The organism is Oribacterium sp. oral taxon 078 str. F0263 (genome assembly GCF_000469565.1).
In the GTDB taxonomy this organism is placed as follows: domain Bacteria; phylum Bacillota; class Clostridia; order Lachnospirales; family Lachnospiraceae; genus Oribacterium.
The window spans coordinates 4949-26759 of sequence record NZ_KI273106.1 but is presented as its reverse complement, the minus strand read 5'-3'; the positions used below and the strand labels follow the sequence as shown (position 1 = coordinate 26759).

Here is a 21811-nt window from a genome sequence, read left to right as displayed (position 1 = left end):
GACAGAAAAAGAGCCAATAGCAAGAGCGGGTCCGTTTTTAAGGCTCCCGCCGCGGGCAGGAACTACAGGAAGAAGCAGGAAGGAGAGAAAGATGGAAAAAAGAAGGGTGGTCATCACCGGGCTTGGCACAGTGAATCCGACGGGAAATACGGTGAAGGAGAGCTGGGATGCGATCCGGGATGGAAAATGCGGGATCGCCCCCATCAGCTGCTTTGATACGGAAGGTTTTTCGGTAAAGCTCGCGGCGGAGGTCAGGGATTTTCATCCGGAGGAGATCCTGGACAAGCGCGAATTAAAGCATATGGCGCGCTTTACCCAGTTTGCGCTGATCGCCGCGGAGCAGGCGATGCAGGAGAGCGGACTGCGCTCTGCCATCGATCCGACCCGCATCGGGGTGATCGTCTCCTCCGGTATCGGAGGACTCAAAACCATCGAGGAGGAGCACAGCAAGGGTGAAAAACGGGGCTTTGAAAGGGTAAATCCCTTCTTTATCCCGATGGCCATCTCCAATATGGCGGCGGCGCAGATCGCGATCCGCTACGAGCTCCGAGGCATGTGCAGCTGCCCGGTGACGGCCTGCGCCGGCGGCTCCAATGCGATCGGCGATGCCTTCCATCGGATCCGGGACGGCTATGAGGATGCGATGCTGACCGGCGGCACGGAGGCTTCGATCTCGGAGCTCGGCATCGGCGGCTTCTCCAGCATGAAGGCGCTCTCCACGGCATCGGACCCCGCGCGGGCCAGCATTCCCTTCGATAAAGAACGGGGCGGTTTCGTCATGGGGGAGGGCGCCGGCATCCTTGTGCTCGAGGAGAGAGAGCATGCCATAAAGAGGGGAGCGAGGATTCACGCGGAGATCGTCGGATATGGGGCGAACTGCGATGCCTATCATATCACCTCCCCGGCCCCGAACGGGGAGGGCGGCGCGGAGTGCATGAGACTCGCGCTGAAGGATGCGGGGATTCGGCCCGAAGAGATCAGCTATATCAATGCGCACGGTACATCCACACACCTGAATGATCTCGGGGAGACAGCGGCGATCAAGGCCGTCTTCGGAGAGTTTGCCCATCGAATTCCGGTCTCCAGCACAAAGTCCATGACCGGGCATCTGCTCGGCGGCGCGGGGGCTGTGGAAGCGGTCTTCTCCGTAAAGGCTCTGGAGGATGCCTATATCCCCCAGACGAAGAATCTCCTTGTGCCGGATCCGGACTGCGATCTGGACTATGTTCCGAATAAGGGACGAAGCGGGGATCTTCAGTATGTGCTCTCGAATTCGCTTGGCTTTGGCGGACATAACGCCTGCCTGATCTTCAAAAAAGCATAGGGAGAGAGGAGGGAAAGATGAGAGATCCGGAAAAGATGGAATCAGAGAGCATGGAGGCAGAGAGGAAGCCTCGGGAGCTCGATATCGACGGCATACAGAAAATCCTGCCGCACCGCTATCCCTTTCTCCTGATCGACAGAGTGCTCGACTATGAGCCGGGGAGCTATGCGTTGGCGCGGAAATGTGTCAGCGGGAATGAGGGCTTTTTCCAGGGGCATTTTCCGGCTTATCCGGTGATGCCGGGGGTCCTCGCCATCGAGGCCCTTGCGCAGACCGGTGCGGTGGCGCTTCTCAGCATGCCGGAGAACAAAGGAAAGCTCGCCTTTTTCGGCGGGATCAGGAATGCGAGATTTCGTCAAAAGATCCGCCCCGGCGATGTGCTCGAGCTTCGCTGTGAGCTTTGCCGCATGCATGGCCCGGTCGGGATCGGAAAGGCAGAGGCGAGGATCGACGGGAAAATCGCGGTCTCCGCGGAGCTCACTTTTATGATAGGCTGATGCCTCGGGATGAGAAGGGGGGCGGCGGGGCCGGAGGGGAATGATAAGGCGGATTGCGGCGGAGAGCAGATAGAAGTCATGAAATTCAGCGATGTCATCGTGGAGCTTTACAACAAGTTTCGAATCTATTTTTATATGCAGGTTTTCTCCCGCTTCGAGAAGCGGGAGGCGACGCTTACGACGGTGGAATCCTACAGCATGGAGTGCATCCGCGCTCTGGGGGAGCCCACCGTACAGGAGTTTGCCGGTATGATGGGGATCTCTGCCCCGAATGCGGCCTATAAGGTGAATGCCCTCATACAGAAGGGCTATATCGAGAAGGTCCGCTCCGAGAGCGACCGGAGGGAGTATCATCTCCGTCCCACGAGGAGATTCTGGGAGTATTATGAGCTGAGCAGCAGCTATGCGAAGATCGTAGAGCGGCGCTGCCGGGAGAGGTTCGCCCCGGAGGAGCTGGAAAAGCTGGAGGAGATGCTCACCATCATTACGGAGGAGCTGATGCCGGAGCTGGAGATCAAACGTTTTCTCCGCTCCCCGGACTGAGCCTCTGCTCGTCTTCCCTCTCTTCTTTCCGGAAGCCTATTGACTTTGCCCTCTTCGGAGGGTATTATTATTACATAAAATGTAAGCGCTTACATAAGCACAAGAACAGCGGGCAGAAGCGATAATAGCAGAAACAGCAGAAACAGCAGAAACAGCAGAAACAGCGCTGAGAGCAGAGGCTTTGCATGCGGACGGCTGCTTTTCCGCGGGACAGCGGGATGTCCGCTCAGCGCGGATCAAGCAGCGGACAACGGCACGGAGAGAGGGAAAGGAAGCGGGATTTCCATGGAGAAATTAAATTATGAGGTTTTGAAGGAAAGCGGATATCAGGGGTATATCCTTCGGGATGCTCCGGTAAAGGTCCTGCAGTTCGGGGAGGGGAATTTTCTCCGCGCCTTCTCGGATTACTGGTTCGATATGGCGAATGAGAGGGCGGGATGGCAGGGAAAGATCACAATGCTGCAGCCGATCGCCCAGGGACTTACGGAGCTCGTGAATCAGCAGGAGGGGCTCTACACTCTTTATCTCCGCGGTATGGAGAAGGGGGAGAGAGTGGATAAAAGGCGCGTGGTCTCTGCGGTAAAGAACTGCCTGAACCCCTATACGGAGGAGGGCTTCCGGGAGTTTCTGGAGCTCGCAAAATCCCCGGAGCTTCAGTATATCGTGAGCAATACGACGGAGGCCGGCATCGTATACGATCCCGATACCCGCTTTGAGGACAGGCCGCCGCGCTCCTTCCCCGGGAAGCTCACGAGATTTCTCTATGAGAGATTCCGGGCGGGGCGGGAGGGACTTGTCATCCTCTCCTGCGAGCTGATCGATGATAACGGAAAGGAGCTGAAGAAGCTCGTGGAGCGTCATGGCGAAGAGTGGAAGCTCGGGGCGGATTTCGGAAGCTGGCTGGAAAAGGAGAACCTCTTCTGCTCTACCCTTGTGGACAGGATTGTGCCGGGGAGGATCCGGAGCGAGGAGGAGCGGCAGAGACTGGACCGGGAGAACGGCTACAGCGATCCGCTCGCGGATGTCGGGGAGGTCTTCGGCGTCTGGTATATCGAAGGACCGGAGAGTCTCGCGGAGAAGCTTCCCTTCCATAGGGCCGGTCTCAATGTTCATGTGGTCCCGGAGGTCGCCCCCTATAAGAAGCGGAAGGTTCGCATCCTGAACGGGGCGCACACGGGCTTTGTGCTCGGCGCGTATCTTGCGGGCTTTCATATCGTGAGAGACTGCGTGCAGGATCCCGTGATCCTCGGCTTTCTGAATAAGATGCTCAAGGAGGAGATCATCCCGATCCTGCCCCTGGACAGGGAGGACTGTGAGCGCTTCGCCTCGGCCGTGGAGGACCGCTTCCGGAACCCCTTTGTGGACCATCAGCTGCTCTCGATCTCCCTGAATTCCACCTCGAAGTGGAGGGCGAGGAATCTGCCCTCTCTGCTCGAGTACCATGAGAAATTCGGGAAACTTCCGAAATGTCTCGCGATGAGCCTCGCGTTTTATTTCGCTTTTTACTCCAATGGGCTTAAGCAGAGGGAGGAGGACGCCGTCCTCGCGGAAAGGCCGGACGGAGAGGAGTACCGCATAAAGGATGACAAGGCGGTGCTCGACTTCTTCTGGGAGAGGAGGAATGCCTCCCCGGAGAGCCTTCTCCTTGACGGAATGGGGAGAGAGGACTTCTGGGGCAGGGATCTCAAGGAGATCCCGGGGCTTTATCCGCTGACACTGGAAAATCTCAGGCGGATCCGAAGGGACGGCGCGGGGGCGGCCTTTGCCCTTGCCGCAGGAGATGAGGCCTGAGGGAGGAAGGGCCGCGGGATTGATGGACTGAGCGTCCCGGGGCAAACTTTCCGCGGGGAATTTCTTTTCCCGGGAGGAGGAAGTCGCCTAGGATAGACGGAACGCGGCGTCTCTTTTCCGCCCCTGAGAGGCGGACACGGTAGATCGATCATGTCTCCGCTGCCCGGGAGAGAGCTTTTGGAAGAGGAGGAGAAATATGGCAGAGTTTGTGCATATCAATCCGGAGGACAATGTCGCGGTTTCGATCCGGCCGATCTCCGCGGGAAGCGAGCTCAAGGTGGATGGGATCTCCGTCAGGCTGAGAGAGGATATCCCGCAGGGGCACAAATTCGCTCTTTTTTCCCTGAAGAAGGGAGCGGATATCATAAAATACGGCTGCCGCATCGGCCATGCGACGCGGGAGATCGCGGCCGGAGAATGGGTTCACAGCCACAATATGGCCACCAATCTCTCCGCTGAGCTGGAATACCGCTACAGTCCTTCCCATCCCGCGCTTAAAAGGAGGGAGACGGAGAGCTTCCTCGGATATCTCCGATCGGACGGGAGAGCCGCTACGAGAAATGAGCTCTGGATCATCCCGACAGTAGGCTGTGTAAATGATATCGCGAAGGCGCTCGTCCGGGAGAATCAGGATCTTGTGCAGGGGAGCATCGAAGGGCTCTACTCCTTCCCCCATCCCTTCGGCTGTTCTCAGACCGGGGAGGATCACAGGATGACGCGGAAGCTTCTCGCGGCTCTCGTCCGGCATCCCAACGCGGGGGGCGTACTGGTACTCTCTCTGGGCTGTGAGAATCTGACCCACGAGCAGTTTCTCACCGAGCTCGGGTCTTATGACAGGGAGAGAGTCCGCTTCCTGATCTGCCAGGATACGGAGGATGAGTTGGAGGACGGGAGGAAGCTTCTCATGGAGCTTTCGGACTATGCCGGTCGCTTTCAGAGGCAGCCCCTCGGAGTTGACAAGCTGCTCATCGGAATGAAGTGCGGGGGCTCCGACGGCCTCTCCGGCATCACGGCAAATCCTGTGGTGGGGCGTCTCTCGGATCGTCTGATCTCGGAGGGAGGAAGCACGGTGCTCACCGAGGTTCCGGAGATGTTCGGTGCGGAGGAGATGCTCCTCCCCCGCTGTGAGAACGAGGAGGTCTTCCGGAAGGCGTCCGATATGCTGAACGGATTTAAGGAATATTTTCTGAGCCATCATGAGCAGGTCTATGAGAATCCGAGCCCCGGAAACAAGGAGGGGGGGATTACAACTCTCGAGGATAAATCCTGCGGCTGCGTGCAAAAGGGCGGGAGAGCGCCGATCGTCGATGTGCTCGGCTACGCGGAGAGCGCGAAAAAGCAGGGCCTCAGTCTTCTCTGGGGGCCCGGAAACGATCTGGTGTCCGCGACGAATCTGACCGCTGCCGGCTGTCAGCTGATTCTCTTTACGACGGGACGGGGGACCCCCTTCGGCGCCCCGGCGCCGACGATGAAGCTGTCCAGCAACGACAGCCTCGCGAAGCGGAAGAAAAATTGGATTGACTTCAACGCGGGAACTGTCGCATCCTCCGGGGAATCCATCGAAAGCGCCGCGGAGCGCCTCTGGAATTTCGTAAAGGAGGCGGCCTCCGGGAAAAAGACCAGGAGCGAGGAGCATGACTGCCGGGAAATCTCGATCTTTAAGGACGGAGTAATACTGTAAGATGCTTTCTCTCCCGACGGGAGGACCGCTGAAAAAGATGGCTGAGTGGATGAGTGCGGCATTATGTGCTATGATAAGATTTACCCGCGAAAAAGAGAGGGAGAGAAGCATTATGAACTATACAAGGATCAATGCGGCCATGATAGATTCATGGGTCGATAAAGGCTGGGAATGGGGGAGATATATCTCACATGAAGAATACCTGCGGGCCCTGAATGGAGACTTTGAGCTTAAGCTGACGCCGACAAAGAATGTCCCCAGGGAATGGCTGGGAGAAACAAAGGGGAAAAAAGTATTGGGCTTAGCCAGCGGAGGCGGACAGCAAATACCCATATTTGCTGCTCTTGGGGCGGACTGCACCGTTCTTGACTACTCGGACAGACAGATCGAGAGTGAGAGGATCGTCGCAAAAAGGGAAGGCTATGCCATAACGATTATTCAGGCGGATATGACAAAGCCCTTACCCTTCGAAGAGGATCGCTTTGACTTGATATTTCATCCTGTCTCAAATTGCTATGTAGAAGAGGTTAAGCCGATTTGGAGAGAGTGCTTCCGCGTGCTGAAGAGGGGAGGATCGCTGCTCTCAGGATTGGATATCGGAATCAACTATCTATTTGATGCCGAAGAACAAAGGATCGTGAATACGCTTCCGTTTAATCCATTGAAAAATGAGGATCATCTCAGACAGCTAAGAGAAAGCGGAGGAGGGATTCAGTTTTCTCACACGATCGAGGAACAGATCAATGGACAGCTAGAGGCCGGCTTCACCCTGAAAAGTCTTTATGATGACACGAACGGAGAGGGAAATCTTCATGAGCATAATATAGCAAGCTATATCGCCACATGGAGCGTTAAATGAGCCTAGAGCATACAGGATAAGCATAAATCCGCAGACTCCCGGTGTTTTGCCATAGTGTTTTCTGATCCGATGCGGCATCGATCGCTTTGGCGATGGGATCTATCGGTGCGGGAGAGTGATATATCCACACTTATATTTCAGATCAGCGATGGAAAAAGGCAGCATAGCTGCCTTTTTCTGCATCTTAGCGGAGAATGCGGGACAGGAATGCGCCCCCTGCGCTATAGTAAGGACAAGCGGAAGCAAAGGGAGAAGGAGAGGCAGGAAAGGATGCCGCGGGAGGAGAAGGGAAGACAGTAAAGAGGGAAAGGAAAATCATGAAGGTGCGTGTGGAAATTACAGAGGGCTGCGGGGAGGCCTGTGCCGTGATCTATGCTTCCGCTGTGACGGAGGAGGTGCAAAAGGCGCTGGAGCTCCTTGGCGCCGCCGGGACGGTGATCGCAGCCTGGGAGGGAGATACGCTTCGAATCGTGCAGCCGGAGGAGCTGTATATGGTCCGGATTGAGGGCGGAGAGACCCTTCTCTATGGGAGGAATCAGCGCTACCGATCCAGAAAGAGGCTATACGAGATCGCGCAGCAGCTCGGGAATCGCTTCCTCCAGATATCGAAGACGACGCTTGTCAATCTGAGCTATCTGGACAGTGTGGAGGCGGGCTTTAGCGGTACACTCTCCCTGAAGCTGAAGAACGGCTGCCGGGATTATGTCACCCGGAAATATCTGAAAGCGTTCCGGAATTATCTTGGGATATGAGAGGAGGAGAAAGATGAAAAAAAGTATATGGAAAAGCGGAATTATGAATGCGGCGATGGGAATCGGAGTTGCAAGCTTTATCTTCGGTGCGGTGGGCTTTTTGATCGACCGCTCCTCCCAGGGGAATTTTGTGTTGACACACTACGCCTACAGCAGGATGTTTATCGCCACGATCCTGATAGGGATCGGCTTCGGAGCGCCGTCCGCGATCTACGAGGGGAGCGACATGCCGCTTCCGCTCAAGGCCCTCGTTCATATGGGGATAGGCTGCAGCGTGTATACGGCGGCAGCCCTCTGGGCGGGATGGATTCCGACGGGACAAGGGCTCGGGGCGATGCTGCTCTACCTCGCAGGGGAGCTGCTGCTCGCATTTTTGATCTGGCTCGGCTATGCCTGGTATTACAGGAGGCTCGCCGGGAAGATGAACCAGAGGATCCGCGAAATGAAAGAAGACTAAGCGTAGAAGTCTGCCATCAGGCAGACTCGGAGCGATCTTGACCACTTCTCGAAGAGAAGTGCCTCCCGAAGGGAGGTCGGCGGAAGCCACCCGGGCGAAGCCGAGTCTTTTGCTTCCCTAATCTCCGAGCCTTCGGAGCATATCGTGCCAGCGCACGCCTCCCCAGCTGGAGCTTCCGATTCCGAGATCCTCAAAGCCGAGGTTCTCATAGAAGTCGACGAGCTGGCTGTGGCAGGTCAGAAGCAGAAGAGAGCGGCCCCTTCCCCGCTCTCTTTTGATGTAGCGCTGCATGAGCTCGCTGCCAAGACCATGATGCCGGTACTCGGGGCGGACATCCAGACCGAGAAGGAGGACGGTCTTTCCCCTTGGATCGTGGAGAGAGGCATCCGTGAAATACTCATCCCGGAAGCTCTCCTCCTCTGTGGCGAGTCCCGTGAGAAAGCCTGCGATTTTCCCATTGATCCGATCATAGGCGATGAGGAAGGTCTCCGGGGCGGTTTTCACGCGTTCCGCCATATGTTCTCTCTTGCAGGCTTCGTTTTCCGGAAAACAGAGGAGCTCGATTTCTGCGGTCTCATCGATCTCGGACGGTCTTACATCGCGGAATTCAAAACGATCAAAATTAAACATAGAAATCCCCCTTTCCTCGCGGCCGTTTCCGGCTGTATTCTCGGGTTTTACGATTACAGTATAGCAGAAAAAGCCTTTAAATAGGAAGAGAGATCTTGAAAATTGTGAGCTTTGCCCATTGTAAACGTTGAAAGGAGATGGTAATATATCTGCCACCCCATAGAGAGGCCTGATAAATGAAGATGGGGGATAGAGTAGAGGACAGAAACAGGGAGAATAACGAGAGCTATGTTTTCGGAGAAAGCTTCAGGAGGAACGAAAATGAGCACATTAAATGTAATGATCCCCAGCGCCGCGGGGGCGGATGATTTCGTGAAGAAGGCGTCAGGACTTCCTTTCGATATCAATCTGAGCGCGGGAAGCCGGGTAGTGGATGCGAAGTCCATTCTCGGAATCCTGTATCTTGGCGTCGGGAAGATCCTACAGCTGACAGCAGCTTCTGAGGAGCTGCCGTACATGAAAAATACGTTTTCGGATTATTTGGTTTAAGGAATCCGCCCCGCCATCCGGCGGGGAGAGATCCATTCATTGATCGGCAATTTGCAGAGACCCTGGGGTAAATATTACCCCGGGGTTTTTTGCCAGAGGGGATTTTTTGCGGGGCCGGATTCCCTACGGAAACGGCCGATGCGTATCCTGGGAGAGCTCGGGGAGAAGAATACCCGATGCCTTTTTGGGAGATAGAGAGAAGGGGGAAGGGATGAAGCGGAAAAGCGGAAAAAAAGAAGGGGAGGCAGACCCGGGCAGAAGAAAAAGAGCGCTTCCCTGCATGTTCGCAAACCGTGCTCTGTCCGCGAAGCTTTTGGAGATTCCGGGGACGGAGCTTCACGCGAAGCTGAAGCGAAGTGATCGGAGGAGCCTCTCCGTGGAGGTCGACCGGAACGGTGAAATCCTCGTCAGGGCCCCGTTCCGGCTTTCCGAGCGGCAGATTCACCGTTTTCTCGGGAGCAGGGTGGACTGGATCATCAGTCATCAGGAGAAACGGGCGATGGAGGCGGAGCAGCGCCGGAGCCTCCCTCCGATCGGGACAGAGGAGCTCCGAAGGCTGGCAGATCAGGCGGAGGAGAGCATACCGGAGAGAGTCCGATACTATGCCGAAAGAATCGGCGTGGACTATGGGAAGATCAGAATACGGAATCAGCAGACCCGCTGGGGCTCCTGTACGGCGGCGGGGAATCTGAACTTTAACTGCCTTCTCATGCTCTGCCCCCTGGAGGTCTTAGATTACGTTGTAGTCCATGAGCTCTGTCACCGCCGGGAAATGAATCATTCCCCGAATTTCTGGGCTCTTGTGGAGGAGGAGCTTCCGGATTACCGGGAGCGCAGGGACTGGCTCCGCGTAAACGGCGCGAAGCTGATCGGCCGGATGAAGGGTTGATGCCCCTCAGAATCTTCTTTTATTTCTTCCGCTTCGCTTCCCGAGCATCAGATCCCTGCGGGCCTTCTGCTCCCGCGTGAGATCTCTGGTATGCTTCAGCATCCGGCTTCTCCGGCGCTTCCTCGTGAACTCCTCCTGTCTTTGATAGAGATAGAGGATCAGGAAGGCAAGGAGAAGGATGAGCACGATCGCGAGAAGGATGGCGAGGACCCGCAGGATCGGCTTCTGGACGATGATGCGCCCGCCCTTTTTGTCGAAGATGAGGGGAGCCTGGCTCCTTCTGTTCTCTCTGGAGAGCTGCCCCGCCACCGTGGACTCCTCTTCCCCAGAGCGCTCAGAGCGGATTGTGCCCGGCATGCTTTCCGTGAAGGCCTCCGCGGCATTCACCGCGTCCTCCGCCGTATCTCCTCCCGCATTCTCAGAGCGGTCCAGAAGCTTTACATAGGCGATGCCCACTGTGTGATCCTGAAAGCGGTAGTCCACTCTCGCGATGGAGCCGTCGGACTTTTCCCGTTCGGAGAGCTCATAGCTGAGCGAGGAGTCGAGCTCCTGGAACTCCACATCCTTTGGGAGCGTTATGTGGTCGGACTCGCCGATGGAGAGCTCCAGAGCATTCACAAGAGGGATCCCGTCCACCTTGAGATTGTTCTGCAAAGAGGCGTAGGGGGAGTCGCTCTTTGAGATGGGGATGGAGCTGAAATTGTCGTAGGCAAAGTCGAAGAGCTTCCTGGTGTCGGAATACTGACTGTGATGGCCGTTTAGGATGACGCAGATCAGGGTCATATTATTTCTTTTGCATGCCGTCACAAGTGTATTCCCCGCCGTCATGGTATATCCCGTTTTACCGGCGAAGACTCCGTTATAGAAGTCCCGGTAGGCCCGCCGCATCATGTGGTGGTGGGCGTAGATGGTATTTTCCTTCGCGCCGATATCCGGATACTTGCTGATCGGCGCATGCGTATAGACCTGTGTGCTGTCGATCTGCCGGAAGGTCGGATTCTTGATGGCATACTGCAAAATCTTTGCCATATCCGCGCAGCTAGTATAGTGATCCGGGTTGTCGAGGCCGGAGGGATTCATGAAGTGGGAGTCCGTACAGCCGAGCTCCGCGGCCTTTTGATTCATCAGCTCGGCGAAGGCCTCATTGGAGCCCGCCACATGCTCCGCGAGCGCATTGGCGCAGTCATTTGCGGAGTGCAGGAGCAGGCTGTAGAGACAGTCCCGCACGCTCAGCTTATCCCCCGGCACCGCTCCGATGACGGTGGAATTTGCCTCCAGATTTCCGCTTGTCGCGGAGCTGGAAAAGGTCAGTTTTTCATCGAGATTTTTCACATGCTCCAGGACCACGACGGCGGTGAGCACCTTTGTGATGGAGGCGGGGAAGTAATGCTCGTGCTCATTTTTGGCGTAGAGCACCGCGTTGGAATCGGAGTCGATCAGGATCGCTCCGTTGGACTGGATATCCGCCGGGGGCGAAGGCCAGCTTCCCCCCGCGGCGAAAGCGATCCCCTCGCTCCCGATCCGGAGGAAAATCCCCGCAAGGAGCAGAAGAAGCAGGAGAGCGGCGCGGAAGCGTTCTCTTTTCTTTTTCATAAGACCTCCTCTCTCGATCTCTCCTCCCGGCTTCTCTGTTTCTCTGTCTCAGTCTTTGTTTTTCTCTTTCTCTTCGGCCTGTTCTTCTTTACCCTGTCCTTCTTCGCTCTGCTCTTCTTCCCCGTTCTCTCTGGATGAGAGCTTTGCGAGTCTGGAATCGATCTCCGGGAGCTCCGCTGTGAGCTCTCTCACCTGCTCCGCTACGGCTTCATTGGTTTTCTCCATGGCGCTCTCTGCATCTGGGACGGTCCCCGGCCTTCCCGCCTCCTCATTTCGGTGCGGCTTTGGCAGGATGACCGCGGCCTTGTAGAGATCTCCGTCGATGGAGATCTCGAGCCGTCCCTTCATGAGGGAGCTTAGGCTCTTCGCGATGGAGAGACCCAGACCGGAGCCCTCGGTCGTCCGGCTGACATCGCCCCGGACGAAACGCTCGGTCAGCTCCTCCGCGGAGATGTTTAAGGGGGCCTCCGAGATATTTTTGATCGTGCAGGAGGCAGTGTCCTCCTCCTCCCGGACATCCACATAGACGCGGCTTCCGCGGAGCGCATACTTGCAGCAGTTATTCATGAGATTTTCCAGCACTCTCCACAGCCTTCTTCCGTCCGCCAGGATGAGCACGGGCTGCCCCGGCACATTCAGGATCACATCCAGCTTCGCCGCTTTCATCTTCTCCTCGAATTCGCCGAGCGCCTGCTGCACCATCGCAGCATAGTCGAGCTCTGTGAGCTCGATCGATACATTGCCGGAGCTTGCCTTGCTGGCCTCCACGAGGTCCTCCGTCAGAGTTTTCAGACGGTTTGCCTTCTGATCCAGCACCTCCAGATACTCCGCCGCCCTGGGATTTTCGATCTTTTCCCTCTTCAGGAGATCCACATAGTTGATGATGGAGGTGAGGGGAGTCTTCAGATCGTGGGAGACATTGGTGATGAGATCGGCCTTCATCCGCTCGGACTTCACCTGCTCGTTCACCGCCTTGCTGAGACCGGTGGCGATCCTCCAGGCATAGAAGTCGATGGCGAGGAGAATCAGGAAGAGGGCCGATGCGACCAGAAAGCAGAAGAGGCTTGCCCTGGTGAAGAAGCGGTAGAGGAGGAGTCCGATCAGCAAAAGCCCCGAGAGATTGGGGAGCAGGAAGAGGAGGATGCTGTAGAAGCGCGGAGCCGTGAGCGCCGCGGAGCGGATGTAGTGTTCTATGACGAGGAGCATCCTTCGGAGGAAGGAGTATTCCCAGAGAGTTTCTGCCTTATAGTTTCTCGCGAGAGAGAGGCAGAGAGGCAGGAAGAAGAGATAGCGGAAAAAGAGGCGGAGGGCGCCGTGCCAGTAATCCCAGTGCTCCATGCTCCCGGTGAAATTCTCGAGAGAGGCGAGGAGAGCGCGGCTGAGCGCACCGGAGGCCGGAATCCAGAGAAGGAAAAGGAGGATCGGGAGCTCTGAGGGCAGACGATCCGTGGGGTAGAGATGGATCTTCCCGGATTCCGCGGTCCTCCCGGTGAGCATGAGGAGCGCGCAGAAGCTCACAGCACAGGCGAAAAGTCCGAAGAAGAGCAACACAAGCCCCACCACGGTGTTGACGTGATGGGAGTGATAGCGGGCCGCCGCAAGTGCGTAGACATCCTGGCTCGGAAAATCCGTGTCGATGCTGACCGCAAAGAGGTAGGAGCCGTTCTGATAGGGATTTCTCGCCTGCAGGAGGGGAACCAGGTTCGGAGGAGTCTTCATGTTTGAGCTTAACTCCAGCGTCTCGGAATCGGTATAGAGATATTTTCCGGACTGGGAGAGAGTCTCCATGCTGAGCTCCGGCGCATTGGTATAGCTCGTCGATTTCCCGTCGCCGGAGTAGGAGGCATAGAAGCGGAGATTCGTCGGCTGATCGAAGAACTCGGAGCGGACCGCGTAGTATTTTGCGAGATAGCTCAGCGTCTCCTGGGCGAGCTTTCCGAGGCTCATGAGGCCGTCGGAGGGACTGCTGGGCTGGTAGTTTGGCATGTAAGCCCGGTAGGTTACGCGGATCTGATGCTGTTTTTCGTCCTGAAGCTTTGTGACGGTCGCGGGACCATCGTCCCGGATCTCATTTTTTTCGTTGAGATAATAGCCCATGGAACGGGCGTATTTGATCAGATAGTCCAAGCTGTAGGAGCGGGACGCGCCTGCCGTCTCGCTCTGCGCGATGGTCCGGTTCAGATCCAGGGCGCTGCCGTTTTCGAAGATATCCTTGAGATCGATGTAGTCAAAGATATCGTTGACAGATTCGGAAACCTGCGTCTCAAAGACGGGAGAATCCAAGTAATCCGGGTGGGAGAGAGATGCCAAAATCCCGCTCTGCTCGGAGTTTAAGGCCAGCGTAATGATGCCCGCGAGGACCAAAAGGATGGAGAAGGCGTTGACGGAGGCTGCCAGGATTCGCTTCATTTTCTGGGATCCTCTAGGCTCGTCTGCTTCTCGACCTTATATCCGACTCCCCAGACCACCTTCAGGTAGCGGGGCTCCTTCGGATTGATCTCGATCTTCTCCCGGATGTGCCGGATATGCACCGCGACCGTATTGTCCGCTCCGATCGCCTGCTCGTTCCAGATCGAGGTATAGATCTCGTCGATGGAGAAGACCTTTCCCGCATTTTTTACGAGGAGGAGGAGAATATTGTACTCGATCGGAGTGAGCTTTACCGGCTCTCCCTCCACCGTCACCTCCTTGGTGTCGTCGTTGATGACGAGACCGCCGCTCGAATAAATGCTGTCCAGGTTCCCGGCTTCGCCGATATTCCCAAGCTGGGTGTAGCGCCGGAGCTGGGACTTTACGCGGGCCACCATCTCGAGGGGGTTGAAGGGCTTCGTGATATAGTCATCCGCGCCGATGTTCAGCCCCAGGATCTTGTCGTTGTCCTCGCCCTTTGCGGAGAGGATAATGATGGGGATGGAGCTTTTCTCGCGGATCTTGAGTGTGGTGCGGATCCCATCCAGACCCGGCATCATGACATCGATAATCAGGAGGTCCACCTTCTCCTGATCCATAATCTTTAAGGCATCATAGCCGTCGTAGGCCTTCAGAAGCCGAAAACCCTCTCCGGCCAGGTAAATGGAGATCGCCTCCACGATTTGCTTATCATCATCACAAACTAGAATGGTCTGCATGCCGTCCTCCTGTTCCTGAAATCCGTCTTCCTGTTCAAAAAGCAGGCCTGTGTTCTATTGTATACTATTTCTTCCTGCAAGAAAAGGTGCGGAGGAGCCTTCGCTCCTCCGCACTGCTGCGCCCTCAGGGACTCGAACCCTGGACAAATAGATTAAGAGTCTACTGCTCTACCAACTGAGCTAAGGGCGCTTTTATACTGTGCCGCCCTCCGGCGACGCTCATAAATATACAAAAGCCGCGGGGAAAAGTCAAGAGATTTTCAAAAAAATTTAAGGCCGCCGCGGGGATCCTCCGGGAATGGGAAAAAGGGAGTTCCCGGAGGCTTTTCCCCACTTCCATAATGAGGATCGGGAGGCTTCTGCGTCCTCGCGTTCTGGAACGAAAGAGGATGGGCGGGAGAGGATAGACGGGGAAGCGCTCAGGGCCTTGCGTAGAGCGCGAAGATGGGATTTCCTCTTTCGGAGAACTTCTTCTCATATTCTGTCATGACATTCCCCCGGGAGAGGACGGGATCTCGGTGGAGGTCCTCTGTCTTTTCGAGGAGGGACCAGCCGGAGGAGGAGATGCTCTCCAAAGAGTAGCGAAAGAGTGCTTCATTGTCTGTCTTAAAGCGAAGCTCTCCCTCCGCTTTCAGAAAGCTCCGGTAGATTCGGAGGAAGACCGGGCTTGTGAGGCGCCGGTTTTTTTGCCGTGTCTTCGGCCAGGGGTCGGAGAAGTTCAGGTAGATCCGGCTGATTTCATTTTCCGAAAAGACTTCCGGGAGGAGCCTCGCGTCGATGCTCAGAAAGGAGAGATTCGAAAAGTCCGCCCCCTCTTTTTCGGCCCGCTTCCTCCTTTGGATTGCCTTCATGAGAACGCTGTCGTAGCGTTCGATCCCGAGGAAATTGATTTCCGGATGGAGAAGGGAGAGCTCTATCAGAAAGCGCCCCTTTCCCATCCCGATCTCGATATGGATCGGCGCATCATTTCGGAAGAAATCCTCCTTCCATCTCCCCCGAAAGCGAGCGGGCTCCTGCACTGCGGCGTCCGACTGAAGGACAAAGTCCTCTGATCCTGCAATATGGCGTAAACGCATGCTCCGGCCCTCCGCTTTGCCGCAATATTTCCATAGAAAACCACGCACAAGTATAATGGCCGCATCTAAAAAGTCAAGGCAGCGCCCGGTATTGAAGGTGTCCTGCGATCAGGCGGCCGCTCCAAAGGAAGACAGGTGCTTAACAGAGCAGGGTGCCGCTTAAGCTGCTTTGCCCCTGATTTTCCCTCTTCCCGGGGCAGATCAAATTTTATGGGGACAAGGGGCCGGGGCCTATGTTATAATTACAAATCTTCGGAGAATTAGAAAGACGGGAGAAGGCCGGGCCGGGGAAACGCAGACTCCATCGGGAGGATCGCGTTTCCGGCAGTGATTTGGGAAAGTGGGAATCAAGGTTTTTCTGTCATGGTATAGAGAGGGAAGAAGCTTTCGCCGGGAAGCGGGGAGCGCTTTCGGGACGGCGGAAGGAGGAAGAAGAGAAGATGAGAAGAGAGATTTTATGGAGAAAGGGACTGTCCCTTTTTGCGGCGGCGCTGCTTTTTGCCGCTTCCGGCTGCGAAAGGCGGGTGGGAGAAAAAAGTGACAGCTCCGCTTCGGAGACCGATATTGTCGTGACGACGGCGGAGGAGACGGAGGCGGTCCGGGCCGTGGCCGCACTCGGGGTCAACGGCAATGTTCTTCCCTCTGTGGACGGGGTGACGATCGATCAGAACGCGGAGGAGCTCGCGCCGGTCAATCTGACCGTCGGCGTCATCAATTCCGTTGTCCGGGATCTGCAGCAGCGCCTCATGGATCTCGGTTATATGGATGTGGATGAGCCCACCACCTACTATGGGGATGCCACCTCAAAGGCCGTACAGTATTTCCAAAGACAGGTCGGGATGCCTATGGACGGCATCACGGGTGTGAGCACCTGGGACGCTCTGATGGCGGATTCCGCCCCGCATTATGCGGCGAAGCTCGGCTTTCAGGGAAATGACATCACCAATGTCCAGTACCGCCTCTACAATCTCGGCTATTTGACGGAGGCGAGCCAGATCAACGGAAGCTTCGATGCGGTGACGGAGACCGCAGTGAAGAAGATGCAGGAGGTCAACGGCTTAAAGGTCGACGGCACGGTGGGACAGTCCACGGATGAGCTGCTCTATTCCGACAACGTAAAGGCGAATATCATTGCCCTCGGAGAGCAGAGCGACATCGTAAAGAAGTATCAGGCGCGTCTCATTGCGCTCGGCTATATGTCCGGCAGCGCGGACGGAAATTTCGGCCAGAGCACGCAGAATGCCATCCGGGCCTTTCAGTCGAGAAATGATCAGATCGTCGACGGCTACCTGGGACCGGATACCAGAGCCTCGCTCGACTCGGACAGCGCAAAGCCCTACGGCATGCGGCTGGGAGAGCAGTCGGACGAGGTCGCGAATCTTCAGAAGCTCCTCGCGAAATACGGCTACCTCCCGCAGGAGAAGGCCTCGGGCTATTTCGGGGAGCTGACGAAGCAGGCGGTCGCCGACTTCCAGTCCAGGAACGGGCTGAATGCCGACGGCATGGCGGGCGCGCAGACGCTCGCGAAGCTCGGCTCCGGCAATGTGAAGTCCAAGCCGAAGGAGCAGCCGAAGAAGACGCCGGCAAGAAGCGGAAGGAGCGGGAGCGGAGGCTCACAGGGAAGAAGCGGTGCGGATTCGGTTCCCGTCCAGCAGAGCACGGGAGGGGGAGGAGCGACGGTATCCGGCTCCGCGGGGAGACTGATCTCCGTCGCCTCCTCAAAGATCGGCTGCCCCTATGTCTGGGGCTCGAAAGGGCCGAACTCCTTTGACTGCTCCGGCTTCGTCTACTGGTGCTTAAACCAGTCCGGTGTGGGGATTTCCTATATGTCCTCCGCCGGCTGGAGGAGCCCGGGCCGTTTCAAGAGGGTCTCCTACGGGGAGCTGCAGGCCGGAGATATTATCGTTGTATCAGGGCATGTCGGGATCGCGACGGGCGGAGGTGGAGTCATCGATGCCTCCTCCTCCAACGGCCGCGTCGTAAACAGAAGTCTGAACGGCTGGTGGGCGAGCCACTTTATCGCCGGCTGGAGGATTTTCTCCTGAGCTTTGTACGGCGGGGACTGCTGTACACAGAGAACCGCTCTTATCGAACATCTCCTTGCAATGCCAAAATATAAATATTATGATAGGAGGGACCAGCATAGGCAGAAGGAGGTAAACCGATGCCAACATCGAGAGAGAACAGTATCTGGGGAAATATCCGGGTGCAGCTGAATGATGCGCAGAACCTGATCTCCAGGGGAAGATATCAGGACGCGGCTGTTCTGAACAGGGAGATTCTGAAGAGTCTGGTGAGGATTCAGATCGACAAGGCTGTCCTTGTCTCCGGCGAGCTGGAGGGGGATATCGACCAGCTCTACGACAACCGTCTGATCGGTGCGAAGACCCGGGACAATTATCACAGGATCCGCTCGATCGGAGATTCCGGAGAGGGGGTGTCCCCGGAGGACGCCAATGAGTCCTTCCATCTGATTCGTGAGGAGCTTTCGGCCTATGTGGATCGGGACCAGCCCAGACGGAGCAAGGCGGACAGCGCGGCGGTTTCCGGGGGAGAAGAGCAGCCCGGAGAGGGGGCGGAGGAACAGCCGCCGGAATCCCCATCCCTGGAGCAGCCGTTTGAGCGCCGGAGAGCCTCCGCCGTGACCGGCCGAGTGGAGATCCCGATCAGTGCGCTCCATTTCAAGGAGGCGAATCCGAGTTCGGGCTCCTCCGGCAGGAGCGGATCGGAGAGAGCGAGGGAGATGAGCCGATCCGTGTCCACGGGGCGGAACACGAGGAACACGGGGACGGGCAGACGCCTCGGGGAACGCCCGGCAAGGCCGCTTCGCAATACCCCAAGGAGGAATGCCGCGCAGAAGACGACAGGCCTCAGGACGGGCGGCCGGAATGCGGGAAGTACGGGAGCGGGAAAGCGAAGGGGCTCTGAGCGCCAGGATGTCTATGAGATTGACATCTACAACATCCTGAAAATCGCGGTTCCGATTCTCTGTCTGATCCTTCTCTTCTTCCTGATCCGCGCCTTTGTGAGCGGCGGTTCCAAGAAGAATACGCAGACTACGGCGCCGGCGGCGCAGCAAAGCTCCTCCGAGGCGGACAGCAGTGCGGCCGAGACGCAGGCCCCTGAGACGACAGCTCCGGTCACGACGGAGAGTCCGAAGCGGTATTTCGCGGCAGAGGGACTCAGGGTCCGGACGAAGCCGAGCACGGAGGGCTCCGAGATTCTGACGAGGCTCGAAGGGGGGACGGAGGTCCACTACAAGGGCGATTACGATAATGACTGGGCGATCATCGACTACAATGGACAGGACGCCTATGTCGCAAAGCGCTATCTCCGCGTGGAGGAGGCCGCCGCGATCACCAATGCGGCAGCTCTGAGCAGTGCGGAGGCGGGGACACAGGCAACGCTCCCCAACGCGCTTTCCTCCAGTACGGCCGCGGCCTGACGGGAGAAAAGAAAGAGGAGGGGACGGCCATGCTGCAGGGGTCGTTCCCTCCCTTTGTCTCGACTTTGAGAAAGTCCCTTGAATAAATATTTACAGGGTATATAATGAAATGTCTTCCGGGACAAAAGGGGGAGGGAAAGGGATGCAAAAGCTTGCGGAGGAGCTTCTGAATGAGCTGAAGGTGAAGACCGTCTTTACGATACCCATCTTCGGAGGGATCGGAATCTCTGAGTCGGTCGTAATCAGCTGGGCCGTCATGGTACTGCTGATCGCCGCCGCGTTTTATCTCGGTTCCAATCTGAAGGTGCGGAATCCGGGGAGGAGGCAGCTTCTCTCGGAGCTGATTGTGAGCCGGCTGGACAGCTTTACGGGGGAAATGCTGGGGGAGAAGGGAAGGGAGTACCGAAGCTATATGGCGGTCGTACTCCTCTACATCGGCCTTGCGAATCTGATCGGCATATTCGGTGTGAAGCCGCCGACCAAGGATCTGAATGTTCCGATCGCCCTCTCCCTTATGAGCATCTTTCTGGTGGAATTTGCCGGGATTCGTGCGCTCGGCGCGGGGGGGTGGCTCAAGAGCTTCACAAAGCCTGTGGCCATCGTGACGCCGATCAATATCCTGGAGCTTTTCATTCGTCCCCTCTCCCTTTGCATGCGGCTTTTCGGAAACGTGCTCGGGGCCTTTGTCATTATGGAGCTGGTAAAGCTCGTGGTCCCGGTGGGACTCCCGGCGGTTCTGAGCCTTTACTTTGACATCTTTGACGGACTGATTCAGGCTTATGTCTTTGTCTTTCTGACCTCTCTCTACATCAAGGAAGAGGTCGGGGAATAAGGGGCGGATAATCTACGAAACGGAGGTAGGGTTATGGTAGCATTGGGAGCTGCAATCGCAGCATTGGCATGTATCGGAGCGGGAATCTCCATCGGACTTGCGACCGGAAAGGCGGTGGAGGCGGTGGCGAGACAGCCGGAGGCCAGCCAGAAGATCACGACGACTCTGGTGATGGGCTGTGCTCTTGCGGAGGCGACCGCCATCTATGGTCTCGTCATAGGCATCCTGATTATCTTCTTTTTAAAGTAGGAACGGCTTGCTTAAGGGATTGGCGGGAGCCGGGAGAGGGAAGGAGAAGGGATGCTCAGCGTAGAACTTACCAATATTATCTTCACAGTGATCAATCTCCTGATCCTGTATTATTTTTTGCACCGCTTTCTCTTTAAGCCGGTGCGGGAGGTGCTGGAGAAGCGCCGGGGCGAGATTGACAGCTCCTATAAGGATGCGGAGGAGGCGAAGCGGCAGGCGGAGGAGCTCCGGAAACAGTACGAGACAAGCATGAACGGCGTAGAGGCAGAGCGCAGGGAGCAGCTTGAGAAGACGAAGCTCGAGGCCTCTCGGGAGTACGATGAGATCATCGGCAATGCGAGGCAGAAGGCGGAGAGAATCCTGAGCGATGCCAAGCTGGAGGCAGAGAAGGAGGCGAAGGCCAAGCAGCATGAGATGCAGGAGCAGATGGCGCTCCTCGTCGCGCAGGCGGCCTACAAGATCGCGGCCTCGAAGGATTCCAGCGAGAATGACAGTAAGCTCTATGACACCTTCCTGAAGGATGCGGGCAAGGGGGATTAAGGGAGGAATATGCTTCAGAAAACGATAGAGTATGCGAAGCAGCTGAACAGGATGAAGGTTTCGCAGAGCGTCATCGAGGAGAGCAGCAGAATCTTTGAGGTACTGCCGGAGACCTCCTCCCAGCTCGCGGACCCGATGATTCCGCTGGAAAAACGCCACGAGATCATAGACAGCGTATTTCCCGCCGAGGTCAGGGATATCCTGAAGCTGCTTGTCGACGATAATTCCGTATCCTCCTGGCAGGAGATCGCGGATGAGTATCAGAAGCTCTCCAACGCGGAGGCGACGACTCTCCGGGTGAAGCTTCGCTATGTGACGAAGCCGACGGAGGAGCAGCTTCTGAAGATCAAGAAGTTCGTCACAGACCGCTATCAGATGAATCATACCCGCTTTGAGCTGGAAAAGGATGAATCCCTCGGAGGAGGCTTTATCCTGGAGGTCGGGAATGACCAGTACGACTGGAGTACCCGGGGGAGGAGAGAGCAGTTTCTCCAGGAGATCCAAAATACCCGATCCTCTCTGACGAGCGACGCGGATATCATGACGATTTTGAGGAGTTCCGTCGACAGCTTCGATCTGAAGGCCGAGAAGAAGGAGATCGGCTTTGTGGAGAGCGTCGGGGACGGCATCGTCATCCTGGACGGACTGGATCACGCCATGTACGGAGAGGTCATCCTCTTTGACAGCGGCGTGAAGGGCATGGTGCAGAATATCGAAAGAGATCGGATCGGCGTCATCCTCTTCGGGGATGAGGCGGATATCGCGGAGGGATCCCGCGGGATAAGAACAGGGAAGCGGGCCGGGATTCCCGTGGGGGATCAGTATCTCGGAAGGGTGATCGACGCACTCGGCGCCCCGGTAGACGGACTGGGACAGATCCCGGCGGACGGCTACCGCGCGATCGAGCAGCCGGCCCCCGGCATCATAGACCGAAAATCGGTCAGTGAGCCGCTTCAGACGGGCATCCTCGCGATCGACTCCATGTTCCCGATCGGACGGGGACAGAGAGAGCTGATCATCGGGGACCGCCAGACCG

21 protein-coding genes and 1 tRNA gene are annotated in these 21811 nt (G+C 56.8%); 16 read left to right on the top strand and 6 right to left on the bottom strand.

Annotation, left to right across the window (positions count from 1 at the left end):
* The first annotated feature begins 91 nt into the window (after nt 1-91).
* From fabF to HMPREF1986_RS05315, 8 genes are all read left to right on the top strand, one after another.
* Nucleotides 92-1324, top strand: a complete 1233-nt coding sequence (gene fabF / locus HMPREF1986_RS05350; RefSeq protein ID WP_021773760.1) for a beta-ketoacyl-ACP synthase II — start codon at nt 92-94, stop codon at nt 1322-1324.
* A gap of 50 nt (nt 1325-1374) precedes the next feature.
* Nucleotides 1375-1821, top strand: coding sequence for a 3-hydroxyacyl-ACP dehydratase FabZ (gene fabZ, locus HMPREF1986_RS05345; RefSeq protein ID WP_036599446.1), 447 nt, complete (start codon nt 1375-1377; stop codon nt 1819-1821).
* A gap of 9 nt (nt 1822-1830) precedes the next feature.
* Nucleotides 1831-2364 (top strand): MarR family winged helix-turn-helix transcriptional regulator, encoded by a 534-nt coding sequence (locus HMPREF1986_RS05340; RefSeq protein WP_021773758.1) that lies wholly within the window; start codon nt 1831-1833, stop codon nt 2362-2364.
* A 285-nt stretch (nt 2365-2649) separates the two neighbouring features.
* Nucleotides 2650-4155, top strand: coding sequence for a tagaturonate reductase (locus HMPREF1986_RS05335; protein WP_021773757.1), 1506 nt, complete (start codon nt 2650-2652; stop codon nt 4153-4155).
* A 196-nt stretch (nt 4156-4351) separates the two neighbouring features.
* Nucleotides 4352-5836, top strand: a complete 1485-nt coding sequence (locus tag HMPREF1986_RS05330; protein WP_021773756.1) for a UxaA family hydrolase — start codon at nt 4352-4354, stop codon at nt 5834-5836.
* Between the two features lie 112 nt (nt 5837-5948).
* Entirely contained in the window at nt 5949-6695 is a 747-nt protein-coding gene (locus tag HMPREF1986_RS05325) for a class I SAM-dependent methyltransferase (RefSeq protein ID WP_036599443.1), read from the top strand.
* Between the two features lie 317 nt (nt 6696-7012).
* Nucleotides 7013-7447: a LytTR family DNA-binding domain-containing protein gene (locus HMPREF1986_RS05320; RefSeq protein ID WP_021773753.1), complete on the top strand. Its 435-nt coding sequence runs from the start codon at nt 7013-7015 to the stop codon at nt 7445-7447.
* 13 nt (nt 7448-7460) lie between these two features.
* Nucleotides 7461-7904 carry a DUF3021 domain-containing protein gene (locus HMPREF1986_RS05315; RefSeq protein WP_021773752.1) on the top strand — a complete coding sequence of 148 codons (444 nt, stop codon included), beginning with the start codon at nt 7461-7463 and terminating at the stop codon, nt 7902-7904.
* Between the two features lie 117 nt (nt 7905-8021).
* Here HMPREF1986_RS05315 and HMPREF1986_RS05310 read toward each other — a convergent pair whose 3' ends face one another.
* Nucleotides 8022-8534 (bottom strand): GNAT family N-acetyltransferase, encoded by a 513-nt coding sequence (locus HMPREF1986_RS05310; RefSeq protein WP_021773751.1) that lies wholly within the window; start codon nt 8532-8534, stop codon nt 8022-8024.
* Between the two features lie 261 nt (nt 8535-8795).
* Here HMPREF1986_RS05310 and HMPREF1986_RS05305 point away from each other — a divergent pair, with 261 nt between their 5' ends.
* Complete coding sequence (locus HMPREF1986_RS05305; protein ID WP_036599440.1) at nt 8796-9023, top strand: HPr family phosphocarrier protein; 228 nt, start codon at nt 8796-8798, stop codon at nt 9021-9023.
* Between the two features lie 211 nt (nt 9024-9234).
* On the top strand, nt 9235-9912 hold the full coding sequence (locus HMPREF1986_RS05300; RefSeq protein ID WP_021773749.1) for a M48 family metallopeptidase: 678 nt from the start codon (nt 9235-9237) through the stop codon (nt 9910-9912).
* A 6-nt stretch (nt 9913-9918) separates the two neighbouring features.
* Here the strand turns inward: HMPREF1986_RS05300 and HMPREF1986_RS05295 are convergent, their stop codons facing one another.
* From HMPREF1986_RS05295 to trmB, 5 genes are all read right to left on the bottom strand, one after another.
* Nucleotides 9919-11505 carry a D-alanyl-D-alanine carboxypeptidase family protein gene (locus tag HMPREF1986_RS05295; protein ID WP_021773748.1) on the bottom strand — a complete coding sequence of 529 codons (1587 nt, stop codon included), beginning with the start codon at nt 11503-11505 and terminating at the stop codon, nt 9919-9921.
* A gap of 48 nt (nt 11506-11553) precedes the next feature.
* The gene (locus HMPREF1986_RS05290) at nt 11554-13914 is read right to left on the bottom strand and encodes a sensor histidine kinase (protein ID WP_021773747.1); all 2361 of its coding nucleotides are present in this window, start codon (nt 13912-13914) and stop codon (nt 11554-11556) included.
* Nucleotides 13911-14633, bottom strand: a complete 723-nt coding sequence (locus HMPREF1986_RS05285) for a response regulator transcription factor (protein ID WP_009213905.1) — start codon at nt 14631-14633, stop codon at nt 13911-13913. Before HMPREF1986_RS05285 ends, HMPREF1986_RS05290 begins: the two co-directional genes overlap by 4 nt.
* A 117-nt stretch (nt 14634-14750) precedes the next feature.
* Nucleotides 14751-14823: transfer RNA gene (locus HMPREF1986_RS05280), tRNA-Lys, on the bottom strand.
* 229 nt (nt 14824-15052) lie between these two features.
* Nucleotides 15053-15709 carry a tRNA (guanosine(46)-N7)-methyltransferase TrmB gene (trmB, locus tag HMPREF1986_RS05270; protein ID WP_021773746.1) on the bottom strand — a complete coding sequence of 219 codons (657 nt, stop codon included), beginning with the start codon at nt 15707-15709 and terminating at the stop codon, nt 15053-15055.
* Nucleotides 15710-16149: 440 nt separating this feature from the next.
* Between trmB and HMPREF1986_RS05265 the strand changes: the two genes are divergently transcribed.
* The 6 genes from HMPREF1986_RS05265 to atpH all read left to right on the top strand — a co-directional run.
* Nucleotides 16150-17754 (top strand): NlpC/P60 family protein, encoded by a 1605-nt coding sequence (locus HMPREF1986_RS05265; RefSeq protein WP_036599441.1) that lies wholly within the window; start codon nt 16150-16152, stop codon nt 17752-17754.
* Nucleotides 17755-17873: 119 nt separating this feature from the next.
* Complete coding sequence (locus HMPREF1986_RS05260) at nt 17874-19154, top strand: SH3 domain-containing protein (RefSeq protein WP_021773743.1); 1281 nt, start codon at nt 17874-17876, stop codon at nt 19152-19154.
* Between the two features lie 142 nt (nt 19155-19296).
* Complete coding sequence (locus tag HMPREF1986_RS05255) at nt 19297-19986, top strand: F0F1 ATP synthase subunit A (RefSeq protein ID WP_036599436.1); 690 nt, start codon at nt 19297-19299, stop codon at nt 19984-19986.
* A 33-nt stretch (nt 19987-20019) separates the two neighbouring features.
* Nucleotides 20020-20235, top strand: a complete 216-nt coding sequence (gene atpE / locus HMPREF1986_RS05250; protein ID WP_009213910.1) for an ATP synthase F0 subunit C — start codon at nt 20020-20022, stop codon at nt 20233-20235.
* Between the two features lie 51 nt (nt 20236-20286).
* Nucleotides 20287-20775 (top strand): ATP synthase F0 subunit B, encoded by a 489-nt coding sequence (locus HMPREF1986_RS05245; RefSeq protein ID WP_021773741.1) that lies wholly within the window; start codon nt 20287-20289, stop codon nt 20773-20775.
* 9 nt (nt 20776-20784) lie between these two features.
* A partial coding sequence (gene atpH / locus HMPREF1986_RS05240; protein WP_021773740.1) for an ATP synthase F1 subunit delta occupies nt 20785-21811 on the top strand: 1027 nt, incomplete at its 3' end.

What these genes read in the sequence shown, in the direction of transcription:
- fabF (WP_021773760.1), top strand. Translation starts at nt 92, where the DNA reads ATGGAAAAAAGAAGGGTGGTCATCACCGGGCTTGGCACAGTGAATCCG.
- fabZ (WP_036599446.1), top strand. Translation starts at nt 1,375, where the DNA reads ATGGAGGCAGAGAGGAAGCCTCGGGAGCTCGATATCGACGGCATACAG.
- HMPREF1986_RS05340 (WP_021773758.1), top strand. Translation starts at nt 1,831, where the DNA reads ATGAGAAGGGGGGCGGCGGGGCCGGAGGGGAATGATAAGGCGGATTGC.
- HMPREF1986_RS05335 (WP_021773757.1), top strand. Translation starts at nt 2,650, where the DNA reads ATGGAGAAATTAAATTATGAGGTTTTGAAGGAAAGCGGATATCAGGGG.
- HMPREF1986_RS05330 (WP_021773756.1), top strand. Translation starts at nt 4,352, where the DNA reads ATGGCAGAGTTTGTGCATATCAATCCGGAGGACAATGTCGCGGTTTCG.
- HMPREF1986_RS05325 (WP_036599443.1), top strand. Translation starts at nt 5,949, where the DNA reads ATGAACTATACAAGGATCAATGCGGCCATGATAGATTCATGGGTCGAT.
- HMPREF1986_RS05320 (WP_021773753.1), top strand. Translation starts at nt 7,013, where the DNA reads ATGAAGGTGCGTGTGGAAATTACAGAGGGCTGCGGGGAGGCCTGTGCC.
- HMPREF1986_RS05315 (WP_021773752.1), top strand. Translation starts at nt 7,461, where the DNA reads ATGAAAAAAAGTATATGGAAAAGCGGAATTATGAATGCGGCGATGGGA.
- HMPREF1986_RS05310 (WP_021773751.1), bottom strand. Translation starts at nt 8,534, where the DNA reads ATGTTTAATTTTGATCGTTTTGAATTCCGCGATGTAAGACCGTCCGAG.
- HMPREF1986_RS05305 (WP_036599440.1), top strand. Translation starts at nt 8,796, where the DNA reads ATGAGCACATTAAATGTAATGATCCCCAGCGCCGCGGGGGCGGATGAT.
- HMPREF1986_RS05300 (WP_021773749.1), top strand. Translation starts at nt 9,235, where the DNA reads ATGAAGCGGAAAAGCGGAAAAAAAGAAGGGGAGGCAGACCCGGGCAGA.
- HMPREF1986_RS05295 (WP_021773748.1), bottom strand. Translation starts at nt 11,505, where the DNA reads ATGAAAAAGAAAAGAGAACGCTTCCGCGCCGCTCTCCTGCTTCTTCTG.
- HMPREF1986_RS05290 (WP_021773747.1), bottom strand. Translation starts at nt 13,914, where the DNA reads ATGAAGCGAATCCTGGCAGCCTCCGTCAACGCCTTCTCCATCCTTTTG.
- HMPREF1986_RS05285 (WP_009213905.1), bottom strand. Translation starts at nt 14,633, where the DNA reads ATGCAGACCATTCTAGTTTGTGATGATGATAAGCAAATCGTGGAGGCG.
- trmB (WP_021773746.1), bottom strand. Translation starts at nt 15,709, where the DNA reads ATGCGTTTACGCCATATTGCAGGATCAGAGGACTTTGTCCTTCAGTCG.
- HMPREF1986_RS05265 (WP_036599441.1), top strand. Translation starts at nt 16,150, where the DNA reads ATGAGAAGAGAGATTTTATGGAGAAAGGGACTGTCCCTTTTTGCGGCG.
- HMPREF1986_RS05260 (WP_021773743.1), top strand. Translation starts at nt 17,874, where the DNA reads ATGCCAACATCGAGAGAGAACAGTATCTGGGGAAATATCCGGGTGCAG.
- HMPREF1986_RS05255 (WP_036599436.1), top strand. Translation starts at nt 19,297, where the DNA reads ATGCAAAAGCTTGCGGAGGAGCTTCTGAATGAGCTGAAGGTGAAGACC.
- atpE (WP_009213910.1), top strand. Translation starts at nt 20,020, where the DNA reads ATGGTAGCATTGGGAGCTGCAATCGCAGCATTGGCATGTATCGGAGCG.
- HMPREF1986_RS05245 (WP_021773741.1), top strand. Translation starts at nt 20,287, where the DNA reads ATGCTCAGCGTAGAACTTACCAATATTATCTTCACAGTGATCAATCTC.